This window comes from Paenibacillus xylanexedens, from assembly GCF_007676705.1.
Taxonomy (GTDB): domain Bacteria; phylum Bacillota; class Bacilli; order Paenibacillales; family Paenibacillaceae; genus Paenibacillus; species Paenibacillus xylanexedens_C.
Genome location: NZ_VEBF01000003.1, coordinates 682,504 through 704,410, shown reverse-complemented (window position 1 = coordinate 704,410; position 21,907 = coordinate 682,504). Strand labels below are relative to the sequence as shown.

19 protein-coding genes are annotated in these 21,907 nt (G+C 43.8%); 14 read left to right on the top strand and 5 right to left on the bottom strand.

Going from position 1 to position 21,907, the window contains the following annotated elements:
* Positions 1-26: 26 nt before the first annotated feature.
* From FS628_RS20990 to FS628_RS20970, 5 genes are all read left to right on the top strand, one after another.
* Positions 27-1,304, top strand: coding sequence for a S1C family serine protease (locus FS628_RS20990; protein WP_145324956.1), 1,278 nt, complete (start codon positions 27-29; stop codon positions 1,302-1,304).
* A 391-nt stretch (positions 1,305-1,695) separates the two neighbouring features.
* Entirely contained in the window at positions 1,696-2,223 is a 528-nt protein-coding gene (locus FS628_RS32750) for a hypothetical protein (RefSeq protein WP_260871129.1), read from the top strand.
* 237 nt (positions 2,224-2,460) lie between these two features.
* Positions 2,461-2,628: a CxxH/CxxC protein gene (locus tag FS628_RS20980; RefSeq protein WP_017691462.1), complete on the top strand. Its 168-nt coding sequence runs from the start codon at positions 2,461-2,463 to the stop codon at positions 2,626-2,628.
* A 531-nt stretch (positions 2,629-3,159) separates the two neighbouring features.
* Positions 3,160-3,639: a 23S rRNA (pseudouridine(1915)-N(3))-methyltransferase RlmH gene (rlmH, locus tag FS628_RS20975; protein ID WP_145324955.1), complete on the top strand. Its 480-nt coding sequence runs from the start codon at positions 3,160-3,162 to the stop codon at positions 3,637-3,639.
* Between the two features lie 478 nt (positions 3,640-4,117).
* Positions 4,118-4,921, top strand: coding sequence for a hypothetical protein (locus FS628_RS20970; RefSeq protein ID WP_145324954.1), 804 nt, complete (start codon positions 4,118-4,120; stop codon positions 4,919-4,921).
* Between the two features lie 686 nt (positions 4,922-5,607).
* Here FS628_RS20970 and FS628_RS20965 read toward each other — a convergent pair.
* Both FS628_RS20965 and FS628_RS20960 read right to left on the bottom strand, forming a co-directional pair.
* The gene (locus FS628_RS20965; protein ID WP_145324953.1) at positions 5,608-6,060 is read right to left on the bottom strand and encodes a HEAT repeat domain-containing protein; all 453 of its coding nucleotides are present in this window, start codon (positions 6,058-6,060) and stop codon (positions 5,608-5,610) included.
* A gap of 154 nt (positions 6,061-6,214) precedes the next feature.
* Complete coding sequence (locus FS628_RS20960) at positions 6,215-7,207, bottom strand: YndJ family transporter (protein ID WP_145324952.1); 993 nt, start codon at positions 7,205-7,207, stop codon at positions 6,215-6,217.
* A gap of 391 nt (positions 7,208-7,598) precedes the next feature.
* On the opposite strand from FS628_RS20960, the gene FS628_RS20955 reads away from it, so the two are divergent.
* Entirely contained in the window at positions 7,599-8,267 is a 669-nt protein-coding gene (locus FS628_RS20955; RefSeq protein WP_145324951.1) for a DNA alkylation repair protein, read from the top strand.
* A gap of 94 nt (positions 8,268-8,361) precedes the next feature.
* On the opposite strand, the gene FS628_RS33055 is transcribed toward FS628_RS20955, so the two are convergent.
* On the bottom strand, positions 8,362-10,308 hold the full coding sequence (locus tag FS628_RS33055) for a sensor histidine kinase (RefSeq protein WP_313958623.1): 1,947 nt from the start codon (positions 10,306-10,308) through the stop codon (positions 8,362-8,364).
* A complete protein-coding gene (locus tag FS628_RS20945) occupies positions 10,301-11,014 on the bottom strand; it encodes a response regulator transcription factor (protein ID WP_145324950.1) in 714 nt (237 codons plus the stop codon). Before FS628_RS20945 ends, FS628_RS33055 begins: the two co-directional genes overlap by 8 nt.
* Positions 11,015-11,217: 203 nt before the next feature.
* Between FS628_RS20945 and FS628_RS20940 the strand changes: the two genes are divergently transcribed.
* Positions 11,218-12,582 (top strand): ABC transporter substrate-binding protein, encoded by a 1,365-nt coding sequence (locus tag FS628_RS20940; protein WP_145324949.1) that lies wholly within the window; start codon positions 11,218-11,220, stop codon positions 12,580-12,582.
* 177 nt (positions 12,583-12,759) lie between these two features.
* Here the strand turns inward: FS628_RS20940 and FS628_RS20935 are convergent, their stop codons facing one another.
* Entirely contained in the window at positions 12,760-13,383 is a 624-nt protein-coding gene (locus FS628_RS20935) for a hypothetical protein (protein ID WP_145324948.1), read from the bottom strand.
* Positions 13,384-13,898: 515 nt separating this feature from the next.
* On the opposite strand from FS628_RS20935, the gene FS628_RS20930 reads away from it, so the two are divergent.
* The 7 genes from FS628_RS20930 (at position 13,899) to FS628_RS20900 (ending at position 21,906) form a co-directional block, all read left to right on the top strand.
* Positions 13,899-16,022: a 5'-nucleotidase C-terminal domain-containing protein gene (locus FS628_RS20930; RefSeq protein WP_145324947.1), complete on the top strand. Its 2,124-nt coding sequence runs from the start codon at positions 13,899-13,901 to the stop codon at positions 16,020-16,022.
* Positions 16,023-16,358: 336 nt separating this feature from the next.
* Entirely contained in the window at positions 16,359-16,706 is a 348-nt protein-coding gene (locus FS628_RS20925; RefSeq protein ID WP_260871128.1) for a hypothetical protein, read from the top strand.
* A 12-nt stretch (positions 16,707-16,718) separates the two neighbouring features.
* The gene (locus tag FS628_RS20920) at positions 16,719-16,997 is read left to right on the top strand and encodes a hypothetical protein (RefSeq protein ID WP_145324946.1); all 279 of its coding nucleotides are present in this window, start codon (positions 16,719-16,721) and stop codon (positions 16,995-16,997) included.
* A 28-nt stretch (positions 16,998-17,025) separates the two neighbouring features.
* On the top strand, positions 17,026-17,586 hold the full coding sequence (locus FS628_RS20915) for a DUF4303 domain-containing protein (RefSeq protein WP_145324945.1): 561 nt from the start codon (positions 17,026-17,028) through the stop codon (positions 17,584-17,586).
* Positions 17,587-17,874: 288 nt separating this feature from the next.
* Positions 17,875-18,348, top strand: a complete 474-nt coding sequence (locus tag FS628_RS20910) for a DinB family protein (RefSeq protein ID WP_145324944.1) — start codon at positions 17,875-17,877, stop codon at positions 18,346-18,348.
* A gap of 172 nt (positions 18,349-18,520) precedes the next feature.
* Positions 18,521-19,615 (top strand): bifunctional glycosyltransferase family 2/GtrA family protein, encoded by a 1,095-nt coding sequence (locus tag FS628_RS20905; RefSeq protein ID WP_145324943.1) that lies wholly within the window; start codon positions 18,521-18,523, stop codon positions 19,613-19,615.
* On the top strand, positions 19,615-21,906 hold the full coding sequence (locus FS628_RS20900) for a glycosyltransferase family 2 protein (protein ID WP_186327904.1): 2,292 nt from the start codon (positions 19,615-19,617) through the stop codon (positions 21,904-21,906). Before FS628_RS20905 ends, FS628_RS20900 begins: the two co-directional genes overlap by 1 nt.
* Position 21,907 lies beyond the last annotated feature (1 nt).

The window sequence follows — 21,907 nt, the reverse complement described above, 5'->3', positions numbered from 1 at the left end:
GTGACAACGAAGGGGAGAGGATCACGATGGGATTGTTTGGAGACGATTTTTATTCAACCAAAGTATCAAGACGCGCCGAACCTGAACAGAAAGGCAAACTTCAGATCATCCGCCCTGGAGGCAGAGCACGTGGACGTGACCGCTGGAGCAATCCGCGTAGATCGCGTACGGGAATCAGTTCCACAGTGAAAGTTGCTGTGATCAGCTCGGTGATCAGCTCCATCGTGACCGTTACGCTGTTTAGCTTCATCACACAGCCCACATCGTTACCGCTGGCGAATGCTACAGGCAACGGTGGTGGAGGCAGTGCACAGGCGACACAGGCAGCTGATCCATACGACCGGATTATCCAGGCGGCAGCCCAAGTTCGTCCTTCCGTGGTGAGCATTGTGAACCATAAAACGGGTAGCAGTCTATCGATGGAAGATTCGGCGCTGGGCTCAGGGGTCATTTTCAAGAAGGAAGATGGCAAGGCTTATATCATGACCAACCACCACGTCGTGGAGGGCGCGAGTGATCTGGAGATTGTGACCGTAGATGGGGAGACACACAAAGCGAAGCTGGTTGGTAAAGACCGGGTAAGTGACATTGCTGTACTATCCGCAGAAGATAAAGGGCTGGGTGCAGTCGCGGAGATTGGCGATTCCAGCAAACTTCAGCGCGGTCAAACGGTGCTGGCGATCGGAAATCCGCTCGGTCTAGGCGGTACGCTGACATCCGGTATTGTCAGTTACACGGATCGTATTCTGCCGGTATCGATTAATCAGGACGGTGTGTACGACTGGGAGCAAAACGTGATCCAGACGGATGCGGCGATTAATGAAGGCAATAGTGGCGGTGCGTTAGTTGATTTGAACGGCAAAGTGGTCGGCATCAACACGATGAAGATCTCGGATACGGGCGTTGAAGGTCTCGGCTTCGCCATTCCGATGAACGAAGTGATGAGAACGGTCGATTCTCTGTTACTGAACGGCAAAGTATCTCGTCCTTACCTCGGCGTGTACACGGTGGATCTGAGCAACCCTTATGCACCACTGGATGACGAGCAGCGTAAGGATCTGAAGTTGCCATCTCACGTGGACAGCGGTGTGGTTGTGCTGGAAGCATCCGGTCCCGCGTCGGAAGCCGGCATGAAGCTGAATGATGTCATTACGGAATTTGACGGGCAAAAAATTACCTCCACGCTCGATCTGCGGAAATATCTGTACGATGAGAAGAAGATTGGAGATACGATTGAAGTGACCTTCTACCGGGACGGTAAAGCTGAGAAAGTATCGGTGAAGCTGACGGATAAGCCGGAATAAGGAAATTTCAAACGGAGCCTATGCTGTTGTTTGGAGTGTAATAGGGCAATGCTAGAGGAGTGATCAGATATCTGACCACTCTTTTTTAGTTGTTGGTTCAGCATTATGCATAATGTTTGGTTGTATAAGGTGGGGCAGGTCGTAATTACATAAGTCAGGACATCGAATTAACACTGGCTGTACTAGGGAGTGGACGTGTTCGTTCGACAGTAAATGAGCAGATCAACCATTTTTATCTTCCCATGATCAGTTAGACCCGGAGCCAAAGGAGCAGATACATAAGACTCGGGCTGTGGTAAACTGTTGTCAATATGTTGGAGACGGTCACAAATACAAATAACATCTGTTTGTCGATCACATTTTTTATTTCAGAATGGAAGGGGTATTTCTAATGAAACGATTAAGGAAAAAGGTGCTTGGGGGAACGAGCTTGGCGCTGTCCCTGTTTATGCTGTCTGCCTGTGGATCCGAGGTAGCTACAACAACAGGAGCATCTGTAGATACAAGTGCTTTGCAGGAGAAGATTGCTGGCCTGGAGAAGAAACTGGTGGAACAGGGAGCCAAGAGCAGTGAGCAGGAACAAAAGATCGCAGAGCTTGAGGCCAAGTTGAATGAGCTGAGTACAAATGTGATTGCCGTAGGTGAGGCCGGTGGTCAAACGCCTGCAGCCTCGGGAAACAACGGATCGGCCGGGAAAGGCGACGGGGTGCTGATTACATTTGCCCAGTATGAGAAGCTTGAGGTTGGTATGTCGGTGGAAGATGTCATCGAGATCCTTGGTGGCGAAGGTGAAGCGCTGAGTGAAGCGGAGAATATGGTGGTTTACAACTATAAAGGTACAGCTGGCAATGGTGCCAATGCGGTTATTGCTTTTCAAGGTGGCAAGCTGTTGACGAAAGCTCAGTCGGGATTGAATTAAAGAGCGTGGGTTAAGGAGCATTCTTTTCGTGGTACCGTGGAGGTATCCGGAAGGGATGTTTTTTTGTTGTTTATTTTTGCCGCATGGAGAGGTTTGGTGGAGGTTGGGCACGATAAATTAGGGCTGGGGGTTTCTTTTCGGTGGCAGGTGTGATAGAACTGAGAAGTGGCTATCCTGTAATGGGATACGCGGTTGTGAATCGGGAACATAGCTGGTTACAGAAAGGATGCTTAACGGATGTACGTTGTATGCAAAGAACACGTGGACATTGCCATCGACATGTTTGTCGATGAGTATGAGGACGCTCCAGATATCGTTGATCTGAAGGAGACGGAATTTGCCGACTGGGACCCGCCTGCGAAATGTGCCGAGTGCGAACAGCACGCGGAATTCCTCGTCGTTTAGCGTACTGTAGGATTTAGACGGCGGGAGGCGTGACTATAGGTGGCGCTCCTGGCTGACTTTCCATCCGGTATGAACATCACAGCAAGAAGCCAAGGAGAGCGTGATGAGCGCTCTTTTTGTGTTTGTGGGGGAATTGGTGGTTAGTAGGCAGCGTGGAGCTGGGCGAGGGAAAAGTGACGAAGAGTGACAGAGATCTGCGTAAGGATGCGGCGTTGTTGGGCCGGATAGCTCTAACGAACCTGAGACTCTTTATTCGGGGCAAATACTGCATAGTTGAAATCTAACGAATCGTAGACACGTTATAATAGGGAAATGACCTCAGAATCGGTGGGGAAATACCGTTTTGTGCGGGATAGCGTGTTTCAGATTCGTTAGATTTTAAAGGAGCCGAAAAGTGGCTGAATAAGGTGTGTGATTCGTTAGAATTGGAGAGAAGTGTAGTATAGGTATAATACAGTTGGAACGAGCGATGCTATGAAGCATCTTACTAATAGAATATCTCGCAAGACAATTTAGGAGGAATGGATTGTTATGTTTATTCAGATTATTGGCGTAGGCAAATTGAAGGAAAAATATCTGACGCTGGGCATTCAGGAATATGCCAAGCGGCTCGCCCCGTACATCAAGTTTCAGATGATCGAGGTCGCAGACGAAAAGGCGCCCGATACCCTGAGCGATGCTGAGGTTCGGGCGGTAAAAGAGCGCGAGGGCGAACGCATCCTCGCGCATGTGAAGAGTGAGGCGCATGTTGTCGCGCTCGCATTGGATGGCCAGCTCTGGAGTTCCGAGGAGCTGGCAATGGAGATCGACAAGCTCGGCACGTATGGGACGAGCCATGTCGTGTTTGTCATCGGAGGAAGCCATGGGCTCTCCGATGAGGTGTTGCGCCGCGCGAAGCAGCGCTTGAGCTTCGGGCGCATGACCCTGCCGCATCAGCTTATGCGGCTGGTGTTGGTGGAGCAGATTTATCGCGCGGTGAAGATCAATCGGAATGAACCGTACCACAAGTAACAGCGAAATTTAGTATTGTGCATAGAAAAGTTGTATACAAAGAAACCCTCTAAAACAAATGTAGAGGGTTCTTTTGTACTTATAACATTAGGTGCTTAAAGCGGGTAAGTTTTAAAAGCAAATAGTATGAATGCTATGCATAGGGTAAGGCAAAGGACAAAAACCAATTGATTTCCTTTTATTTCTTTTACAGAGTAAGCACCAAAAAGCAAAGCTAAGTTAATTAGCATGAGTGTGAAGTTACTGAAAACAGTGACAGATAAGATAAAGGTAATTAAAAACACTAGAAGGATAAATAAGAGCCACTTGGGATACATACTTAGATGAGCACGAATTGCACGCATTTTTGTCCACCTTCCTTAATGATACATAATTCGACAAAAAAATGATCGAATGGTACTATTTACTAATTAATTTATTAATATTAAAATTAATACTATTAAATTATACCATTATACGGGAAGAAAGGAAGGAATATATGTTTAAAAAGTTTATGGCGGTTATGTTAAGTGTTACATTATTAGGCAGTTCATCTGCATTCGCCGCAACTGATTCTACAGGAGGAAACACTGAGAAACAAAAGTGGCAGAATACTTCTGAGGTTGTACTTCAGGGAGAAGTAGTAGGTACTAAGATACAAGATGTATCTTATATTAGGGAAGTGGGGTCAGAGGGTGAGGTTAAGGTGACACTAACAACTAGCACTCATTATGATTTTCTTCCTATAGCAAGTTCTGAGCAAAGAGAGGTTCTTCAAGATAATACAAGAACTGATATAATTGAAGCAACTAAGGACGATGAACTATTGCTCAATGGAGAAGAGGTAAGAGATGAGAACAATTTAATTCCTAATTTATCTTCCAATTCAGTTGCTAGTCCTAGAGTCTTTGCAGCTGCCGCGAATGATAAAGGTGGAATTCCGTCTGTTTGCCATTATTATGGAAACTTTAAAAATTACAGTTACGGATGTTACAATGGAGTTTCATTGTTTGGAAATCCTAAGGGAAGTAATGTCCAAAAAACAAATATTCCTATTACTAATACGTATGCTACCAGAGCCCAGACAACAATTGATACGTTCCAAACAAACTACAACTCTATGACATCAAATTTAAAAGGTTTTGTTGGTGCAACAGGGTTAACAATTCTCGGTATTGAGTCTGTTATTGCTGCTATAGTAGCTGGAGGAGCAGCAGCAAAGGCAGCATCTGAATTACAAGTCAACTATAATGATGCCAACGATAACCTAAAGAAAGCTTATGGATATATAAGTAATATGTAATATCACTTATAAGCTACTCTTAATTGGAATCTGACTAGAGCTCAGTTCTAATTTATGATTTGCAATATCAAAAGAAACTGTACTTTTGCAAATGGTGGGATAACCTTCCTTCTGACAAAGAAGAGTTTCTTGACATTGATTTAACAAAGTTCTGAGTGTAGAAGGCACCCTTTTGGGTGCCTTTTAATTTTGCTCTATAAATAATACGGTGAATCTTATCATAAGTAGGGGCAAGTTTTTTGCGGAAAAACTCGCAGTAGCCTGTATTTACAGCATATCGACGATAGGGTTGCGAGAGGACGGTATAGCAACGGAATATGTAATGCCAGATGTAGAGGATATAGAAAGCTTAGCGAAACCATTCAAAGAGTAATCCAAGAAACAAAATTATATCTAGGACAAGTTATAGTAAATAAATTCTGAGAGATGGAACTTGAATTCATTCAGAGAAAATGTTACTGCATTCATACTTCAAAGTGCTAAAGAGTGAGATAAAATCTGGTGACAATCAAAATAATAAGAAATAAAGAAGCCACTCCATTTTTCTGGAGTGGCTTTGTACTTAGCTATTATACGGTGAACGCTATAATAGCGATCGTGATAAAGCAAAGGGTGGAGTTAAAGTTACAATGTTAAATCGGCCCGATGGAGACTATGCAAAGTCTGCATTGTAGCTTGAACGGCGGCTATTTTCTACCTAGTGTCTCCCAAATTCCATGGAGCCAGGAGTCGAACTCAGCATCTTTGTCGCCCTCGTAAGTATCATAAATATCCAGACGTGTCTTTTGCAGTTTTTCCTTAAATTGCTCAAATGTGTGACCTTCAGGAAGGCTTTTTTTAATCCGCAGCAAAATTTTGTTAGTACCTTTAAACAGCTCACCTTTGTTTTTGGCAGGCATTTGTACATCTTCATCCAACTGCTTGAGCTTGTGATATGCGGCTTCGCGCACTTGAAACACTTGATCATTTTTCAAAACATGCTGAAGCAACTTAATAGTAGGGGCTGTGTCCCAGTTCCCCAATTCGTTCACCGCATTCAGTCTTTCTCTCCAGCTTGACGTCCGGTTAGCGGCTCGTTTGAGCTCTTCAAAGTTCTCCGGTAGTTCGTTAACTGCTCCAATATCATGGTTGTTCGTCAAAATTCAATCTCCTTAATCATCGCCATCTCGGCAGAATGATGAATGTTATTTATGTGATCACTATTATAGCACGAACCTGACTAAACTACTCCTATGAAGCCGATTGACAGCCTAAACATCACATTCACCAATTCATGTTTTTGTATGTAATCACTCATAAAGATGTATCAACCTGTCTATTTTCCTGGACAATCTTTTTTTTAATGAAGTTTACCGTGTACACCCAACCAATCAGTCCACATAAAACAAAACCAAACGCATGCAGAGATCCGTAAATGGGAATAAAATCGAGTATAGTTAGGGAAAACATGTTTCTCAGTAACGGGTAGAAAATAGAAAGGACAACAACCGCGTAAAAGGCTAGGCAAGAAAGGCCTAAAAAGATGGTTGCTTTGTTGTGCAAGGAGTTTTTCCTCAAGTAAGCAAGGAGATAAGCGGTATAAACCACAATATTACAGGCGAACAAAGCGACACCAATGTATTCAGTTGGCTTGGAGAAAATCATACCAAAAGCAATCAAGATTGGTCCGATGATATCGATGGCAACGACCCAGGGATACCAGCTTTTCTTCGCCATGATGCGTCCCAGTTCACCAATAAAAATTGGAACGATCGCAGATGAGAAATGAAAGTGGAGCGAGCTTAACGCGTGCGTTGCAGGATTAGCTTGGAAGAGGTTCAATTGATATTGATATAAGGTAAACCAAATGCCCCCGATAAAAAAATAAACGAGCCCCGCACCAATCGCTATTTCCGCTGCTTTTCCTTTAGAGATCACAATAGTGGTCAAGCCATAGATGCCAAGCAGCAGTGTGAACAGTAGCCACCCAAGGGACAAAATCCCTGGGATTGCCGTACTTTCTAACCCCCACATTTTACTACTCATTACCGAGGCCAGGGTAAGAAGCGCAGCGGGAAATTGAAGCCATTTCATAGAAGCATAAATCATTCGTTGATGTTTATTCTTTTCGTCATGGTTCAATAGTAAAATGACAAGAGGTACAATGACAAAAGCCGCAAAAAGTAGAAATTTTTCAACAAGTTCGAATTGGAAGCAATCAAGGTAAAATATCAGAATGGTTATGATTCCACCGGGAAACACGGGTGCTAATAATGATTTCATTCGTTGCTTCAAGGAACTATTCATGGGGTTTCCTTTCTAACTACGTTTATCGTAATAGCTGCCTGCATCCAGTTATGTAGCATTCCTTAGTATAGATCGGCAATTCTTCTTTTAGTAGTCTAACACATTTATTTGTCAATATATGAAAATAAGCTTATCTTACTGCTAGAAGGATCGATATGGGAGAATATCAGTCAGATCAGTACTATGATTTCCCCAAAGAAAACGAAAGCTATGTTCACCGAATCGCTCGTACAAGGAAGAGCGGAAAATCGAGGACACAATCTCCTTCGCCTCGCCGACAGAGGACAGGTTGATGTAGTCATGGGAAAATAGCCCTTCCGCTCTTCAAAGGCGAGCCTTCTGGTATTATATATTATGAAACAGAGCTTTAATAAAGGAGCTGTGGTGTCAAATGAATAAGAATGAAAGTACAGAAATGAAACGTTCTTCAAAAGCAGAAAATATCCTATCACAGATCAATAGTAAAACTAAGCTAGGCGACTTACGAAAAATCGCGAAGGACATTAAAAAAGATCACGAACTAGCGATGGAACTTTGGTCAACCGAAGAGTTTTTACCCAGACTATTAGCAATCTTAATTATGGATAAAAAACTTCTCTCGCAAGAAGTGCTAAATAAGCTTGATAAGGATATGCAGGCTCACACTTTTGATGAGCGAAATAACTTAATGGATTGGTTAATGGCTAATCAGCTCACCAAAGACAAGAAGACCATTGCATTGATGGAGTCATGGGAAAATAGCCCTTCTGCTCTTCAAAGGCAAGCTTTTTGGTATTATCAAGCGCGATTGAGATGGACTGGACAAACACCGCCTGATAACACCGAAGACTTACTATCTGCAATTGAAGCTAATATTACCCAGGAAGAACCGGAAGTTCAATGGGCTATGAATTTCATTGCAGGCTGGATAGGCATTTATGATCAAAAGTATCGTGCACGTTGTATTAAACTTGGTGAGAATACAGGTCTTTATAAAGACGAAATGGTATCAAAGGGGTGTACTCCTAATTATTTGCCAGAGTTCATTGCGATTGAAGTTAATAAACGAAATAAAAATTAGTTACCCCTGAAAAGTTCATTAAAGTTCTCTGCCCAATTATTTTAAAGCTGATGTGAAACGTCTAAAGTGTAATACTTCTTACATGAATACCAGGTTAGGTTGAATCCTGCAAGGGCGCGCTTTGGCCGTTGGCTTTTCGTTCATAATTTTTCTTCACAGGAATTTCGAAGCTCCAGTCTCCGGTGAGCAGATCCTGCTGATCCGGATCATTGGACAGAACTAACTGATTTACGTTTACCTTCAGTAGGAACTGGTCTGGAGGCGGCGAATTCTCGATAAAATAAAAATGGAGGGTGCCATTTTTGGCAAACACTACTCCTGAATCTGTGGCGATGCCCGGAACTATCTTTATCGTTGAAGGGTCCAACATAAAAGTCGGTTTGACCGATTGTTTCGCCCACTGCGTCTCCGATATCTGGTTAGAATGTTTCATGGAGTATTGGATAATTAGGTCATGTCCGTCGTAACGGTAGTTATGAATGAGCAATGTATAGTCTTTGTCTGTTTTACCGGTGATTAGAACCAATTCGTCCTTCCCGGTTGTTGGCATCAGCGTTGAATCTTCATTTTCAGAGAAGATGGAAGGTAACTTCACCACGAGATTAGAGGTAAATGAATTCTTCATACTGAATAGTACCACCGCGCAGACGAGCAACAAGATCATGGGTACAGCAGCTATCCTGGAGAGAGACAGGTGTCGAAGCCAAGGAAATATTCTTTGTTTTGGTACAAGGTCTTGTTCCGGAAGCACGGTCGGTATCCGATTGATTTCGTTTTGAACTTCTTCCGTAACAGCCACTTGCGTCTGATTGGGTCCGAACATCGATAACCGCGTTTCAAACCAGGTTGCCCTTTTGCTGCTGTGCGCAGTGATGCCTCCTCCGTGTACCTCGACAATACTTTTTGTTATGGCGAGACCGAGACCTGTACCTCCGGTCTGCTTCGACCTGGAGCTGTCTACCCGGTAGAAACGATCGAAAATAAAAGGTAAATCCCGCTCGGGAATAGGGACTCCATAGTTTTGAATCCGTACAACTAGCATATCTCCATCTTGTGCAATATCGATATCGATATATTTGCCTGTACGCCCGTACTGGATGGCATTGGCGAGTATATTCTCGTATGCCCGTACCAACAATGCTCCGTCCGCTTGAATTTTGAAGTCTCCTTCTTGAACATTCAGCCTGATTTGCATGCCTGCACTCTCGGTAATCGGCACGAATTCTTCGGCAAGCTGGCCAATTAACCCGGTCATATTAAGCTCGCTGAGTTCCAGAGGCATGCCATTGTTGACCCGTGTGTATTCGAATAGTTCGTCGATCAATCGCCGAAGCGCCAAAGATTTCTCATATGCAATGTTGACGTAATAGCGCATCTCCACCTCATCCTGATACCGATCCTTCTCGATGACTTCGAGAAAACCGAGAATCGAGGTCAGTGGAGTTCGCAGGTCATGAGATACACCGGTAATCAGATCATTTTTGGTCTTTTCCGCCTTGCGTTCCTCCGCAATTGATTGCTTCAACTGCATGCTCATCCGGTTGATGCTGCGCGCTACCTCTCCCAGTTGATGATCGGCAATTTCCGGGATTTGATGGTCGAACTGCCCGCTCGCAATCTCCCCCAGACCACGTGTGATTTCTGCAAGATAATGATCCCATTCGCTGCTCAATTGATTCATACTCTCCGCGATTACGCTTAACTCATCCTTACCCTTAACCCTTACAACTTGCCCGAACCGCCCTGCCGATATTTCCTGCAATCCAGTGTTAATTTCACGTAAATCCCGAACTAAACGGAGGCTGGCAAGGAAGAAAGTGATGGGGAATAGAACGATACCGGTTATGATCATCACGCGAACGGACCCAGCATACTCAATGAGCCAATTGATCGGAACAGCTACGTATTCAATGTTCTGCAGCGCTCCCGCCATGACATACCCCAAAAAAATAGCTGTGCCTGTCAAAACCAGGCTTGCAACCATGATCAGCATTAATCTCCACCGAATCGTATACAGCCACTGTGGTTGGATCCTACTCACCCCTTGCTTTTAAATCGCTTTCGATTTTGTATCCGATCCCCCACACGGTTTTAATGATCCGTGGTTCACGTGGATTGGATTCTATCTTCTCACGGAGCTTGCGGATATGAACCATGACGCTATTCTTCGACTCCATAAAAGGCTCATTCCAGACTTCTTCGTAGATGCGGTCCATACTCAGCACCATCCCTCTATTGACAGCCAGCATGTGAAGGAGCGCGAACTCGCGGGGAGTCAATTTGATTTCCTGCTGATCGACCGTTACCGTGTGGGATGCATTATTAATCACGACGTTTTCGATATGTATTTCGTTCGCATTGCCCAAAACGGAGTTGAATTGGTTCATTCTTCGAAGCTGCGACTTGATCCGTGCGATCAGCTCGAGCGGGTTGAACGGTTTGGTTACATAGTCGTCAGCGCCGATACTGAGGCCTGATATTTTATCGATATCTTGGCTTTTAGCGGACAGCATAATGATGGGGATCGGATTCGTCTCTCGTATTTTCATACACGCTTGCAAACCGTCCATCTTGGGCATCATTAGATCCAGTACAATTAGATCCACTTGCTTGGTCTGCAGAATCTTCAGCGCCTCCATTCCATTCGATGCTTGCAGCAGCTTGTAACCTTCGTTATTGAAATAAATACTCATTAATTGGATAATTTCCGCTTCATCATCCACCATTAAAATTGTGCTTTCCGCCATAGATCCTCCCTATTCCAGCATCTTCCTTCAATAGAAGAGCATCACGATAATTATAAGCGATATTTCTTATGCATTGAATAACGTCAGGACGATTTAAGGAAATGATAAGAAGTTCGGTAGTTAGATGATAAGCTTTCACTTCTATACTGAGTACAACACAAGCGAATAATCGTTTGAACAATACATGAGTGGAGGTTTTATTTTTGAAGCATAAGGTATTACAGAAGGCCATGCTTGTTAGCCTAAGTGTTATGTTAATCGGTATTTCAACAGTTTTTAGCACAGGCAAGCAAGTTTCGGCAAATTCGGATAACGAGGCAGATTCGGCACGTACTTTAAAAGTATTGTACTGGAACGAAGATGATTTCAAAATGACGTATGGAGATCTGTTTAGTCAGAAGTACCCGAATGTAAATATTGAAGTAGTTACACCTGGAGGTATGGAAGCGATTAAGGATTACAACGGGGCAATCAATAAGTATTCACCCGATCTTGTGATGCTACCCCCTTACCAATACCAACAAATGTCTAAAGATAAAAAGCTGGTCGATTTAGAACCTTTAATTAAGCGAGATACGTATGACACGACAACGTTATACCCCGGCTTGCTTGATGAATTGAAGAAACAAGGCGGTGGCAAACTTTATGGGTTAAGCCCAAAAGCGGATTCCTACGCTCTTCTGTATAATGCTGATTTATTTAAAAAGTACAATGTTAAAACACCAACAGATGGGATGACATGGGAAGAGATATTGAATCTTGCTAAGAAATTCCCTACTAAGGGAGATAAGAACTCCCGAATTTGGGGCCTAAGCTCCACAGGATCAAGCAATTTGGTAATGGATATCGCCAGAACAGAAGGATTAACGTACATGAATCCAAATACGCTAAAGGCTACTGCAAATACAACTGCGTGGAAAAATGCCTATCGTCTGTCGAGCGAGGCAACGAAGTCCGGGGTACTTGACGAGATGATCAGTCTATCCGGCAAAAGTTACTTGGAAAGCAGCTCGTTCATTATGGGACGATCAGCTATGAAAGTAGCCTCTATTAGTCAGTTACAGTCCCTGCAAGCAGCAAAAAAAGGTGTGAAGAATTATAAACCTTTCACGCTTGGTATTGCTGCCGGCCCTGCCGCTAAGGACCGAAAGTCAACAGGGAACGTGTATATTAATGAGATATTCGCGATTCCAGCAGGCGCAGCTCATGTTGATGCCGCTTGGGATTTCATCAAATATTTCAATGGAGATGACTACGCTAATGAGTACTATAAACCCAAGAACTCGAACAATAGTATCGGTGCTCCTCTTTCTCGCATGATTAAGGAGTACTCAGGGTACAAGTTGGATGCATTCTATAAATTAAGACCTAATCTGGATTCATCGATAACAAGTTATGTTCTCATGAACAAGTCACCAAATTTTGAATTGAGATTTCGGTCAATTGTATTGAAAGAATTGACACAGGTAGTAAATGGGAAGAAAACATTAGACAAAGCAACTGCTGCTATCCAATCCAACACTCAAGCCGTTGCTGATAAATTGAAGAAAGCTCAGACGGCAAAGTAATAGAATCTTTAGAGTTATGATATTTCCCCGAAATATAGAGATCGGGATAGTCCATACGACATTATGTATAGAGGTCAGCCGTTTTTACTGGTTGACCTCTTTTTGTTAAGTGATGACTCTATCAGCTTCACTGGATAAACAAAAAAGAGCCGCACAGCATGCGGCTCTCCATCTATTTTAGCGTCCACCGGTATTAGAAGCCCAGACAGGAATCCAACTATTCGGATAATTGCTGTTAGTCAGGGTTGTGTTATAGAGAACTAAATTCCCATCACTTTGCATGACCAGTGTGTCACCTGTTGTGTTAGCCGGCAAGCTGCTTCCGTGATGGCCTGGAATCCATGAGGCGGTATTGGCAGACCATACGCCTTGCAGTATAGAAGTATCAATCACCCAAACTTTATCATACCCCCAACCCGTGTAATATTCGAATTTACCTGTGGCAGGGTTGAATCCATAGCGATAACCATATTGGTATACATCTTTATATGATCCGCCATACGAATAGATTACTGGCTTTCCTACGGATTCAAACTTGAACGCAACAGCCCCACTTTTACTAGTACCGCTACTCCAAAGAGAAGAACCGTTTTGATAGATAACGAAGTTCCCGTCATTCTGCCAAATGGCTGAAAATCTACCATCTTGGGAGGTGAGATAATCACCCTTCGCCATGCTTTGGCCGATTGTGAGCTTATCTCCAAGATAGCCGGCAGAAGCCGTCGCTGGTACGGCAAATGCTAAAATTAACAAGCAAGCCAAAAGAACTCGAAAAGATTTGGGGAAAAGTCGTTTATTCATTGGACACACTCCTACATTTCATATAATGGATTTACATAGATAAGTATATTATTTATGTTGTTATGTGATACATTGTTACATTCAGTTAGGCGTGGTGAAGGATAGGTCAACACTTCCCCTATCGGTGGAAAAGAGGAATTACGAGCCTCAATGGTCTCAGGACCACCTCCTTAAATGGATAGTGTGATGCTTTGAATGATGTAGTGAGTATTATGCTTTTGGGGAGTTGTAACGTCAGAATGATGCCTGTTAGTGATAGTTAGTTCACTGTACTCTACCGTTTACATACTTTATTTACCATTATAGCAACTTAAAAGATAAAAGCCATATATTTCTATGTAAAATCTCTAAGAATAACCCAATTGAGATATATATAAATCTTTTTACAGTCCGTCCGTTTTTTTTCTATAAAACTCAGAAATTTTTACATTGGTTTCATATTTTTTACGATATTTAAGAATAGATTCATGCTAAAATATTACAGGATCTGAAATTGGAGAGGGGTTTTGTAATTCATGTCTTGGAAAAAATTTGTGAGTAAAAGTACAGTTGGGGTGGCTACTACTGCACTACTACTCACCCAACTATTGGGCGCAGCGGGTTCTGTCTCTGCTGCAGGCAGCGATGTAGAAGTACACTTGATTGGAATTAATGACTTCCACGGCCAGTTGGACACCACATCAATCGTGAGTGATAAAAAGGCAGGTTCTGCTCCAATTCTAGCAACCTATCTCAAAGAAGCTCAAGCCAAATATGAACATTCCCTACTCTTCCATAATGGAGACTCTGTTGGTGCGTCTGCGCCAGCCTCATCTCTTGATCGTGACGAGCCTACCATGGAATGGATGAATATGATGGGATTTGATGTAGGCTCCCTGGGAAATCATGAATTCGACCAAGGTGTCGCTGCTTTGAAGGCACAGATCTTTGGTGGCCTTGATCCAAAAGAAGGTAAGGTAACGCATGCTGGTGCAAAATTTGATTACGTGAATGCAAACGTCATTGAAACGGCTACTGGCAAAACATTGATTCAGCCCTATGTGATCAAAGAAGTGGGCGGAGTCAAAATCGGATTCATCGGATTAGTGACGAAATCTACACCTGCCAAAGTATCTCCATCGGGTACCGCTGGTGTGCGCTTCTTAAGTCCAGAAGAAGAAGTGGAAGCTGTTAATAAATATGCAAAAGAGTTACAAGATAAAGGTGTAGAAACGATCATTGTCTTGGCACATGATCCAGCAACCACCAAGGAAGGCGTAACCACTGGAGAAGCGGCTGACTTGGCAAAAGCTTTACCGGCAGATTCCCCTGTAGACGTTATCGTTGCGGGTGACAATCATGCTTTGGCTAACGGTGAAGTGAATGGAAAGTTGATCGTGCAAGCCTACTCATATGGTACGGCGTTTGAAGATATCAAGCTGATGATTGACCCTGCCACCGGGGATGTAACTGAAAAATCAGCGACTGTTACAACGACTTTTCAAGAGGGTGTAAAAGAAGACCCTGAATCTTTAGCTATTATTAAAAAATCATTAGACAAGCATCCTGAGCTGACGAAGCCAGTAGGTACAACGGATGGTTCTGTTACCCGTACAGATGCTTATAATAACGAAGCCCCTCTAGGCAACCTCATTGCAGATTCAATGCGTGAAGCAGACTTTGGGGATAAGGCAAGTGCTGCTGACTTTGCATTTATGAATCCAGGTGGTATTCGTGCGGATCTGCCACAAGGCGATGTGACCTTTGCTGATCTTGCCAAAATCCAACCGTTTGGTAATACTCTAGTAAAACTTGAGCTGACTGGCGAACAGGTTAAAACCTTGTTGCAGCAGCAATGGGGTACCAATGCTGACGGTACACCTAATACCAAAACACTCCAAATCTCTGGTTTGAAATACACTGCAGATTTCAATAAGCCGGTCGCAGAACGTGTTACTGGTCTTAGTCTGGAAGATGGAACAACGATTGATCCTGCAAAAACATATACGGCTGTAGTTAACAACTTTATGGCTGCAGGTGGAGACAACTATAAAGTGCTGCTGGATGCTAAATCATCCCTGGCAGGTCCTATCGATCTGGATGTATTCTACCAATACATCGTAGACACGTATAAAGGCGGTAGCATCGAAGCTACAAATGAAGGACGTATCACAAACCTGGCTGCATCTACCGAGCCAACAGAAACACCTGTAACAACAGAAGTCATTTCTCGTGCTGAATTTGTAAGTGCTCTGGTTGACATGTTGAAATTAAACGAAGTCGCTACAGCACCTGCATTCAAGGATGTTGCGGCTAATGCTGCATATGCAGATGCGATTGCTGAAGCTACACATGCTGGATTCATTCAAGGTTATGGTGGAAACTTCTATCCTGATCGGGATATCACGCGTGAAGAAGCTGCTACCATTCTTGCTAAATTGGTGAACGATCAAGCTACGGATAAAAATGCAGCTGCGATCATTGCTGGTTTCGAAGATGGTAAATCCGTGTCTGCCTACGCCATTAAGCCTATGGCAAAACTGATTGACAAAGGTATTCTTGGTGCAACAGACAAAAACTCGCTCCAACCTAAACAAAGCCTTACTAATAATGATGCAAAAGCATTAATTGAAAAAGCTGTTGCAGCCAAAGCTTCATAATGTAGAACTTATTCAAACTTTATATTAAAACAGGAAAACACATCCTATTGGATGAATGAGCGTTCTTCTTAATCTAGGAGTATGCTATATTCCAATGTAGGATGTGTTTTTTTCATGCTCACAAAATCAGGTGTAAAGTAGGTAGACCCAGAGAAAGTAAACACTATAATGGAAATAAGATACATAAATAGAACGAATACTGCTGTACGAGAAACGCTTAGATCACGATCAGTTTTGGAAATCCCATGAGGTAGGTGATCAAAAAGAAATGACATTCATCCCTTCTTTGTTTACTCGATTTCTATTACATCGGATCAAGAAAGTTCAGGATTTTTTGTGAGAAATGAAGGTGTTCCTTTTCCATATCACGGACAGTGGGCAGAGGATGAACTGCCGTGTATCTTGCTTTCATTTCCGAAAGGCTTTCAAATTGATATGCAAGATGAACAAGGGAAGTATTATATCTATGAGGATATCCGGGACCATAAGCCGCTAACCTATGCGTTTTTCGATGAAATGAAGGGCTCTATTAAAAAAATAACAAAGCCGCTTCGCTTCTCGGCACATGATGCAGATGCGATGAAGGAACAGAAGCCGTCTGTGCGTATAAGCCATGATGCAATGAACGACTTGAGCGAATCGTGGATCTTCATTAAATATGGACTAGTGATCCATGGCAAATAGGAGGGGGCCGAAATGATGTTCGCCTTAAATATTATCTGTACCTGGGTAGTGCTGGCTGCCTCATGTTCAGCAGTATGGTGGAGCTTCAGAACAGAAAGGCTTATAACCATCTCGTGGCTGGCGTTTCTGCTACCTGCTGTCTTGCAGTTCGCGGTCGCTTTCCGGATCGGTCCAAGCCAAGTGAAATCACTCATCGTGTTCGGTTGTATCAATCTGGTGTTCGCTGCCCTGGTGGGTGCGGGTGTCTGGTATCTAATCCAAATAGCCAACTCATATCGAAGTGGCCGATGATCGACGAATGGAAAGGAGAACTCTAATCATGAAGCCAATGCAAGATATAGAGATACTGGCCACAGAGATCGCCGCTGCTGCCAGAACGTCTTTTTGCACACTATTTGAAAATGGAGAACGTTATTATTACTGTACGCTATATACTACTGGCGAGGGACATGCGCCAAGCATCTCCGCCTGGTCGTGGGAAGCTTTGGAGTTAGAGTCGGCTAGGCAAGCAGAGGAAAGTGACACGCCTGTATCAACAATTGCGGAACTCATTAAATGGTCGTATGCTGATTCGCCCTATTGTTGTTTTGGCGATGATAACTTTGACCATATTAAGGAGCAATTTAACGAGCGTCCTTCTATTGCGGATCTGGAGAATGATGATTGGAATCAAGAGTTGGATGTGAGGCTGAAAGCCATGGAGCTGGCGATGAAAATGCTCGATGATGAAGGTATATTTGCCTTAAATCAACCGCGAGAGTCTGTATGTGTCCTTGTTGAGATTATGCCGCCAGACCCGATCAACACCGAGATTGCCTTACGTTTGAATCGTGCCGAATCTCCGGCTATTCAAGTATGGTTGGCGGAAGCAGCGGAGTAGGGGTATCCGGAGCGTTACTACTACTGCTCGCAGGGCTTACATACTACTTAATCTCTAGAAAAATTTGATCCATAATTCTCGAACCAACTTTGTACATTAAAAGGTGGTTCTTTTTCGCGTTTAAGTCACGACATTTCAAACTACTCTGCTATCCTGCCCTCCAACTACCGGACAAACGTACTTTTTTCTTCTTGTCCACATTTATACCTTACCAAAGTCTTGTTTGATCGGAACGTATGTTCTATAATTGTGTTATTATGGATTTTCATAGAAAAGAGGGGTGTCAGAATGAACGTATATTGTAAAGGAATCTTTAATCAGATGGATATGGCTGTACAATCGGTTATTAACCTGATGAATACACTGAGTGAGGAAGACCTGAGCATCAGACCAACGGCGGAGAAAATGTCAATTGGCGAGCTGCTCGCGCATATGTCCGTACTCTGCCAAGCCGACTTTCTGATCGGGGGAGGAGCATCTGAGGAAGAGTTGGATCAATTCTATGAGGAGTCCGAGCCAAAGGCGAATCTACATGCGATATCCGATGCTTTACTGAAGCATTATACTTTTTTAAAAGAAGGCATAGCTGCTTTAACGGAAGATGAACTATTACGAGAAACGACTGCATTTTGGGGAGGCGTTCATTCACGCTTCGAGTGGCTTCTCGACACACAAGCGCACTTCTATCACCACCGAGGACAACTGCATGCCATGCTTGTACATGTGCTGAAAAGAGAACCGAGTGTGCAGTTATTTGAGTAGTGCTAGACTAATGCTTTACTAGTATTTTTCACCTATATATGAATACATATAATGATACAACTTTTTTACCAGTAGGTTACAAATTTGCTCGTTTACTGACCACCCTTTCGGTGTTATACTCACAATATTCCAAAAGATTTTGCAAAAATATGTCGAATTGAGGCTTATTAGGATGATTATGGGTAAACAAAACGGCGAAACGATCATCCTCATTCCATCTCTTGAACCGGATGAGAGACTTCCAGCCTACGTACGGCAATTGCGAGAGTATGGCTTGACGAATATTGTTATTGTGGACGACGGATCTGGTGAGGCCTATCAGTCGATTTTCGAGGAGCTTCGTGAGAATGGTTGTGCTCTGCTGACACATATGGAGAATCAAGGGAAGGGTGCGGCGCTCAAGACCGGCTTTCAGTATATTGGACAACAATATGATGCATCTTCCTTCGTTGTAACTGCTGATTCAGATGGACAGCACGCAGCAGAGGATGTATATCGAATTGCCCAAGAAGCGAGACTTCATCCGGACTCGTTAGTTCTCGGGGTAAGGAACTTCAGTGAAGGCAACATACCGCCAAAGTCTCTGTTAGGCAATCGGATGACCTCCTTTATTTTTGCCATGTTATATGGAAAGAAACTATCAGATACCCAGACCGGGCTTCGTGCTTTTGGTCCCGGGCTACTTGCGTTTATGCAGGATGTTCGCGGCACTAGGTTTGAATATGAGTTGCAGATGCTCATCTCGTGCATTCAGTCCGGCATACCGATCCATACCATGCCAATTCAAGTTATCTATGAAAATGGTAATGCGGGAACTCATTTTAAAGCGATCCAGGATAGTGCTCGGGTCATGGGGGTATTGTTCTCCAATTTCCTGCGTTTCATATCATCGTCTGTGGCAAGTTCTGTTGTGGATTTGGGCATTGCCTGGTTTTTGATCGACGCTTTGCGGCCTGTGTTGGGTGAACAGCACTATCTAAGAATTTTGCTCGCAACCGTGATTGCGAGAATTATTTCTATTGTGGTCAACTATGTACTGAATAGACATTTTGTATTCCGTAAGGAAGATAGCCAGGGAAGTCTATGGCGCTATTTGACGTTATGCGGAGTGGTCATCTTGCTTTCCAGTACCGGCGTATATATATTTCATACCGTTCTCTTCGTAGATGAGAAATTGGCGAAATTGGTCTGTGATGCCTTGCTGTTCCTGCTCAGTTTCCAATTGCAGCGAAGATGGGTATTTGCAGCAAGGAGGAAGCAGCTGTAGTGCAAAACGAGAAAAGGCAAAATATCTTTTTTATCATCACCATGATTCTGATGTCGATTTATTTGCTATGGCGCACATTCTTTACACTGCCATGGGGCGAAGGCGTTCTGAACGTGATTTTCGGTATCTTACTGATTGTGGCTGAGACCGTAACGGTACTGACAACCTTTGAATTATTCTTTCAAAAGATGCAAAAAGAACGTACACAGCTCGACTTTCCAACCGTCCCGCCGGAGTATTATCCAGATGTGGATGTATTTATTGCTACGCATAATGAGCCTGTTGATCTCTTGTATAAAACGGTCAATGCCTGTACGTTCATGGATTATCCGGACAAGCAGAAGGTTCATATATATATCTGTGATGATGGAGCAAGGCCTGAGGTAGAGGAGCTTGCTAGACAGTTCGGCGTGGGTTATCTGGGTTTCCCGGGGAACAAGGATGCCAAGTCGGGCAACCTGAATAATGCACTGAGCAAAAGCTCTTCTCCGCTGATTGCAACGTTCGACGCAGATATGATTCCGCAGCACACCTTCCTGATGAAAACGGTCCCCTATTTCATGCTCTCCACGTTTATTAAGGAGAATGAGGAATGGCGTCTTCGCCGCGAGGATGAAATGGACCCTAAGTTCAAGCTTGGTCTGGTACAGACCCCGCAAAGCTTCTACAATCCGGATCTATTCCAGTTTAATCTATATGCAGAGCAAGGCATTCCGAATGAACAGGATTTCTTCTCCAGAGAAGTGAACATCCTGCGTAACGCCTCCAATGCGGTCGCCTACACAGGAAGTAATACGATTATTTCCCGGCAAGGCATGGAAGACATCGGAGGCTTTCCACTCAATACGATCACGGAGGACTTTGAGACAAGCATTCGCTTGCAGCAGGAAGGTTATATTACCTATGCGACTCAAGAGGTTCAAGCCGCCGGGCAGACAACGACAACCGTGAAGAGCATGATTAAGCAGCGGATTCGCTGGGCAAGGGGTATTATTCAGAGTCTGCAGAATACGCGCGCTCCGTTATCCGAGAAGCTTCCCTTCTGGACAAGAGTGACCTATTTGAGCAGTTTCTTATACTGGTGGTCCTTCTTTAACCGGTTGATTTTCATTTTGGCGCCTATTTTGTTTGCGTTATTTGACTTCCAGATTGTGAACACAACCTTCTGGCAGATCTTAGTATTCTGGCTTCCGTCCTATTTCTTCTACAGTGTCTCGATGCGTTATCTATCCAGCAATATTCGGAACCAGCGATGGAGTCAGGTGATTGATACGATATTTATGCCTTATCTGATCTGGCCGGTTCTTCTGGAAACGCTGGGCATCCGCGAGAAAAAATTCAAGGTTACGAACAAAAGCAGAGCGAGTGGTCGACAATGGATGTCTGCTCTGTTATATGCACTTCCGCATATTTTCCTGCTGTTGCTTTCCATTGCAGCTGTAATTCGATATGTAAATGGCAAGTACGGTATCGCGCTGTTCTTCAGCAGTATCATTATTTTCTGGTTGATTCATAACATGATCGCGCTATGTTACGCCCTGTTCTTCATGATCGGCCGCCGTGCGTATCGTGAGACAGAGCGGATTCGGGCACAGGAGGATGTCACGATCTATGATCAGGACACGAATCTACGCTACGAGGCTAAGACCGTTGATGTATCCGAGCAAGGGATTGCCTTTTATGTCCCATATCCCATATATCTACCTGAACAGAAGACGATCTCACTGGTCGTAAAATCCGAGCGGTATGAGGCCAATCTTGATGCAGTTATTGTCTATGTTAAACAGGATGGAGAGGGTTGGCGCTATTCCGCAACGGTTCAGCCGATTGATGAGAATGATAACCGCCAATACATGCAAATCATCTATGATCGTAAACATTCGTTGCCAGAGCAAATGAACCTGTGGGATACGGCTTATGACGATATGCTTCGCAATGTGAAAAAACGTATCGTGCAACCTAGATCGGATCAGCGGAAAATGCCACGGCTTTCCCTGCAGCTTCCGGTCAATTTCACCAATAATGCTGGCTGTACGCTGCGCAGCTTCAACTATCGTTTCTTTTCCGCGACAGGTCTCCATGGTGACATTACCTCAGGAGCGCTCGTTACCTTTTATACGAAGAGTAACATTGAAGTCCTATTACAACATACGGGCAAAACAACAGCCAATCATCGCGAAGTGCTCCTCTCCGTTGAGAATATCGATGATATTGTGGAGCGTGGCCTGATTAGTCAATTATTGAATGATTTGACCCATCCGCATAGCGAGAGTTTCACCAGAGAGGGTTAGG

Bases quoted from the DNA above. Each gene is read 5' to 3' on its own strand.
- FS628_RS20990 (WP_145324956.1), top strand. From the start codon at position 27: ATGGGATTGTTTGGAGACGATTTTTATTCAACCAAAGTATCAAGACGC.
- FS628_RS32750 (WP_260871129.1), top strand. From the start codon at position 1,696: ATGAAACGATTAAGGAAAAAGGTGCTTGGGGGAACGAGCTTGGCGCTG.
- FS628_RS20980 (WP_017691462.1), top strand. From the start codon at position 2,461: ATGTACGTTGTATGCAAAGAACACGTGGACATTGCCATCGACATGTTT.
- rlmH (WP_145324955.1), top strand. From the start codon at position 3,160: ATGTTTATTCAGATTATTGGCGTAGGCAAATTGAAGGAAAAATATCTG.
- FS628_RS20970 (WP_145324954.1), top strand. From the start codon at position 4,118: ATGTTTAAAAAGTTTATGGCGGTTATGTTAAGTGTTACATTATTAGGC.
- FS628_RS20960 (WP_145324952.1), bottom strand. From the start codon at position 7,207: ATGAATAGTTCCTTGAAGCAACGAATGAAATCATTATTAGCACCCGTG.
- FS628_RS20955 (WP_145324951.1), top strand. From the start codon at position 7,599: ATGAATAAGAATGAAAGTACAGAAATGAAACGTTCTTCAAAAGCAGAA.
- FS628_RS20945 (WP_145324950.1), bottom strand. From the start codon at position 11,014: ATGGCGGAAAGCACAATTTTAATGGTGGATGATGAAGCGGAAATTATC.
- FS628_RS20935 (WP_145324948.1), bottom strand. From the start codon at position 13,383: ATGAATAAACGACTTTTCCCCAAATCTTTTCGAGTTCTTTTGGCTTGC.
- FS628_RS20930 (WP_145324947.1), top strand. From the start codon at position 13,899: ATGTCTTGGAAAAAATTTGTGAGTAAAAGTACAGTTGGGGTGGCTACT.
- FS628_RS20920 (WP_145324946.1), top strand. From the start codon at position 16,719: ATGATGTTCGCCTTAAATATTATCTGTACCTGGGTAGTGCTGGCTGCC.
- FS628_RS20915 (WP_145324945.1), top strand. From the start codon at position 17,026: ATGAAGCCAATGCAAGATATAGAGATACTGGCCACAGAGATCGCCGCT.
- FS628_RS20910 (WP_145324944.1), top strand. From the start codon at position 17,875: ATGAACGTATATTGTAAAGGAATCTTTAATCAGATGGATATGGCTGTA.
- FS628_RS20905 (WP_145324943.1), top strand. From the start codon at position 18,521: ATGATTATGGGTAAACAAAACGGCGAAACGATCATCCTCATTCCATCT.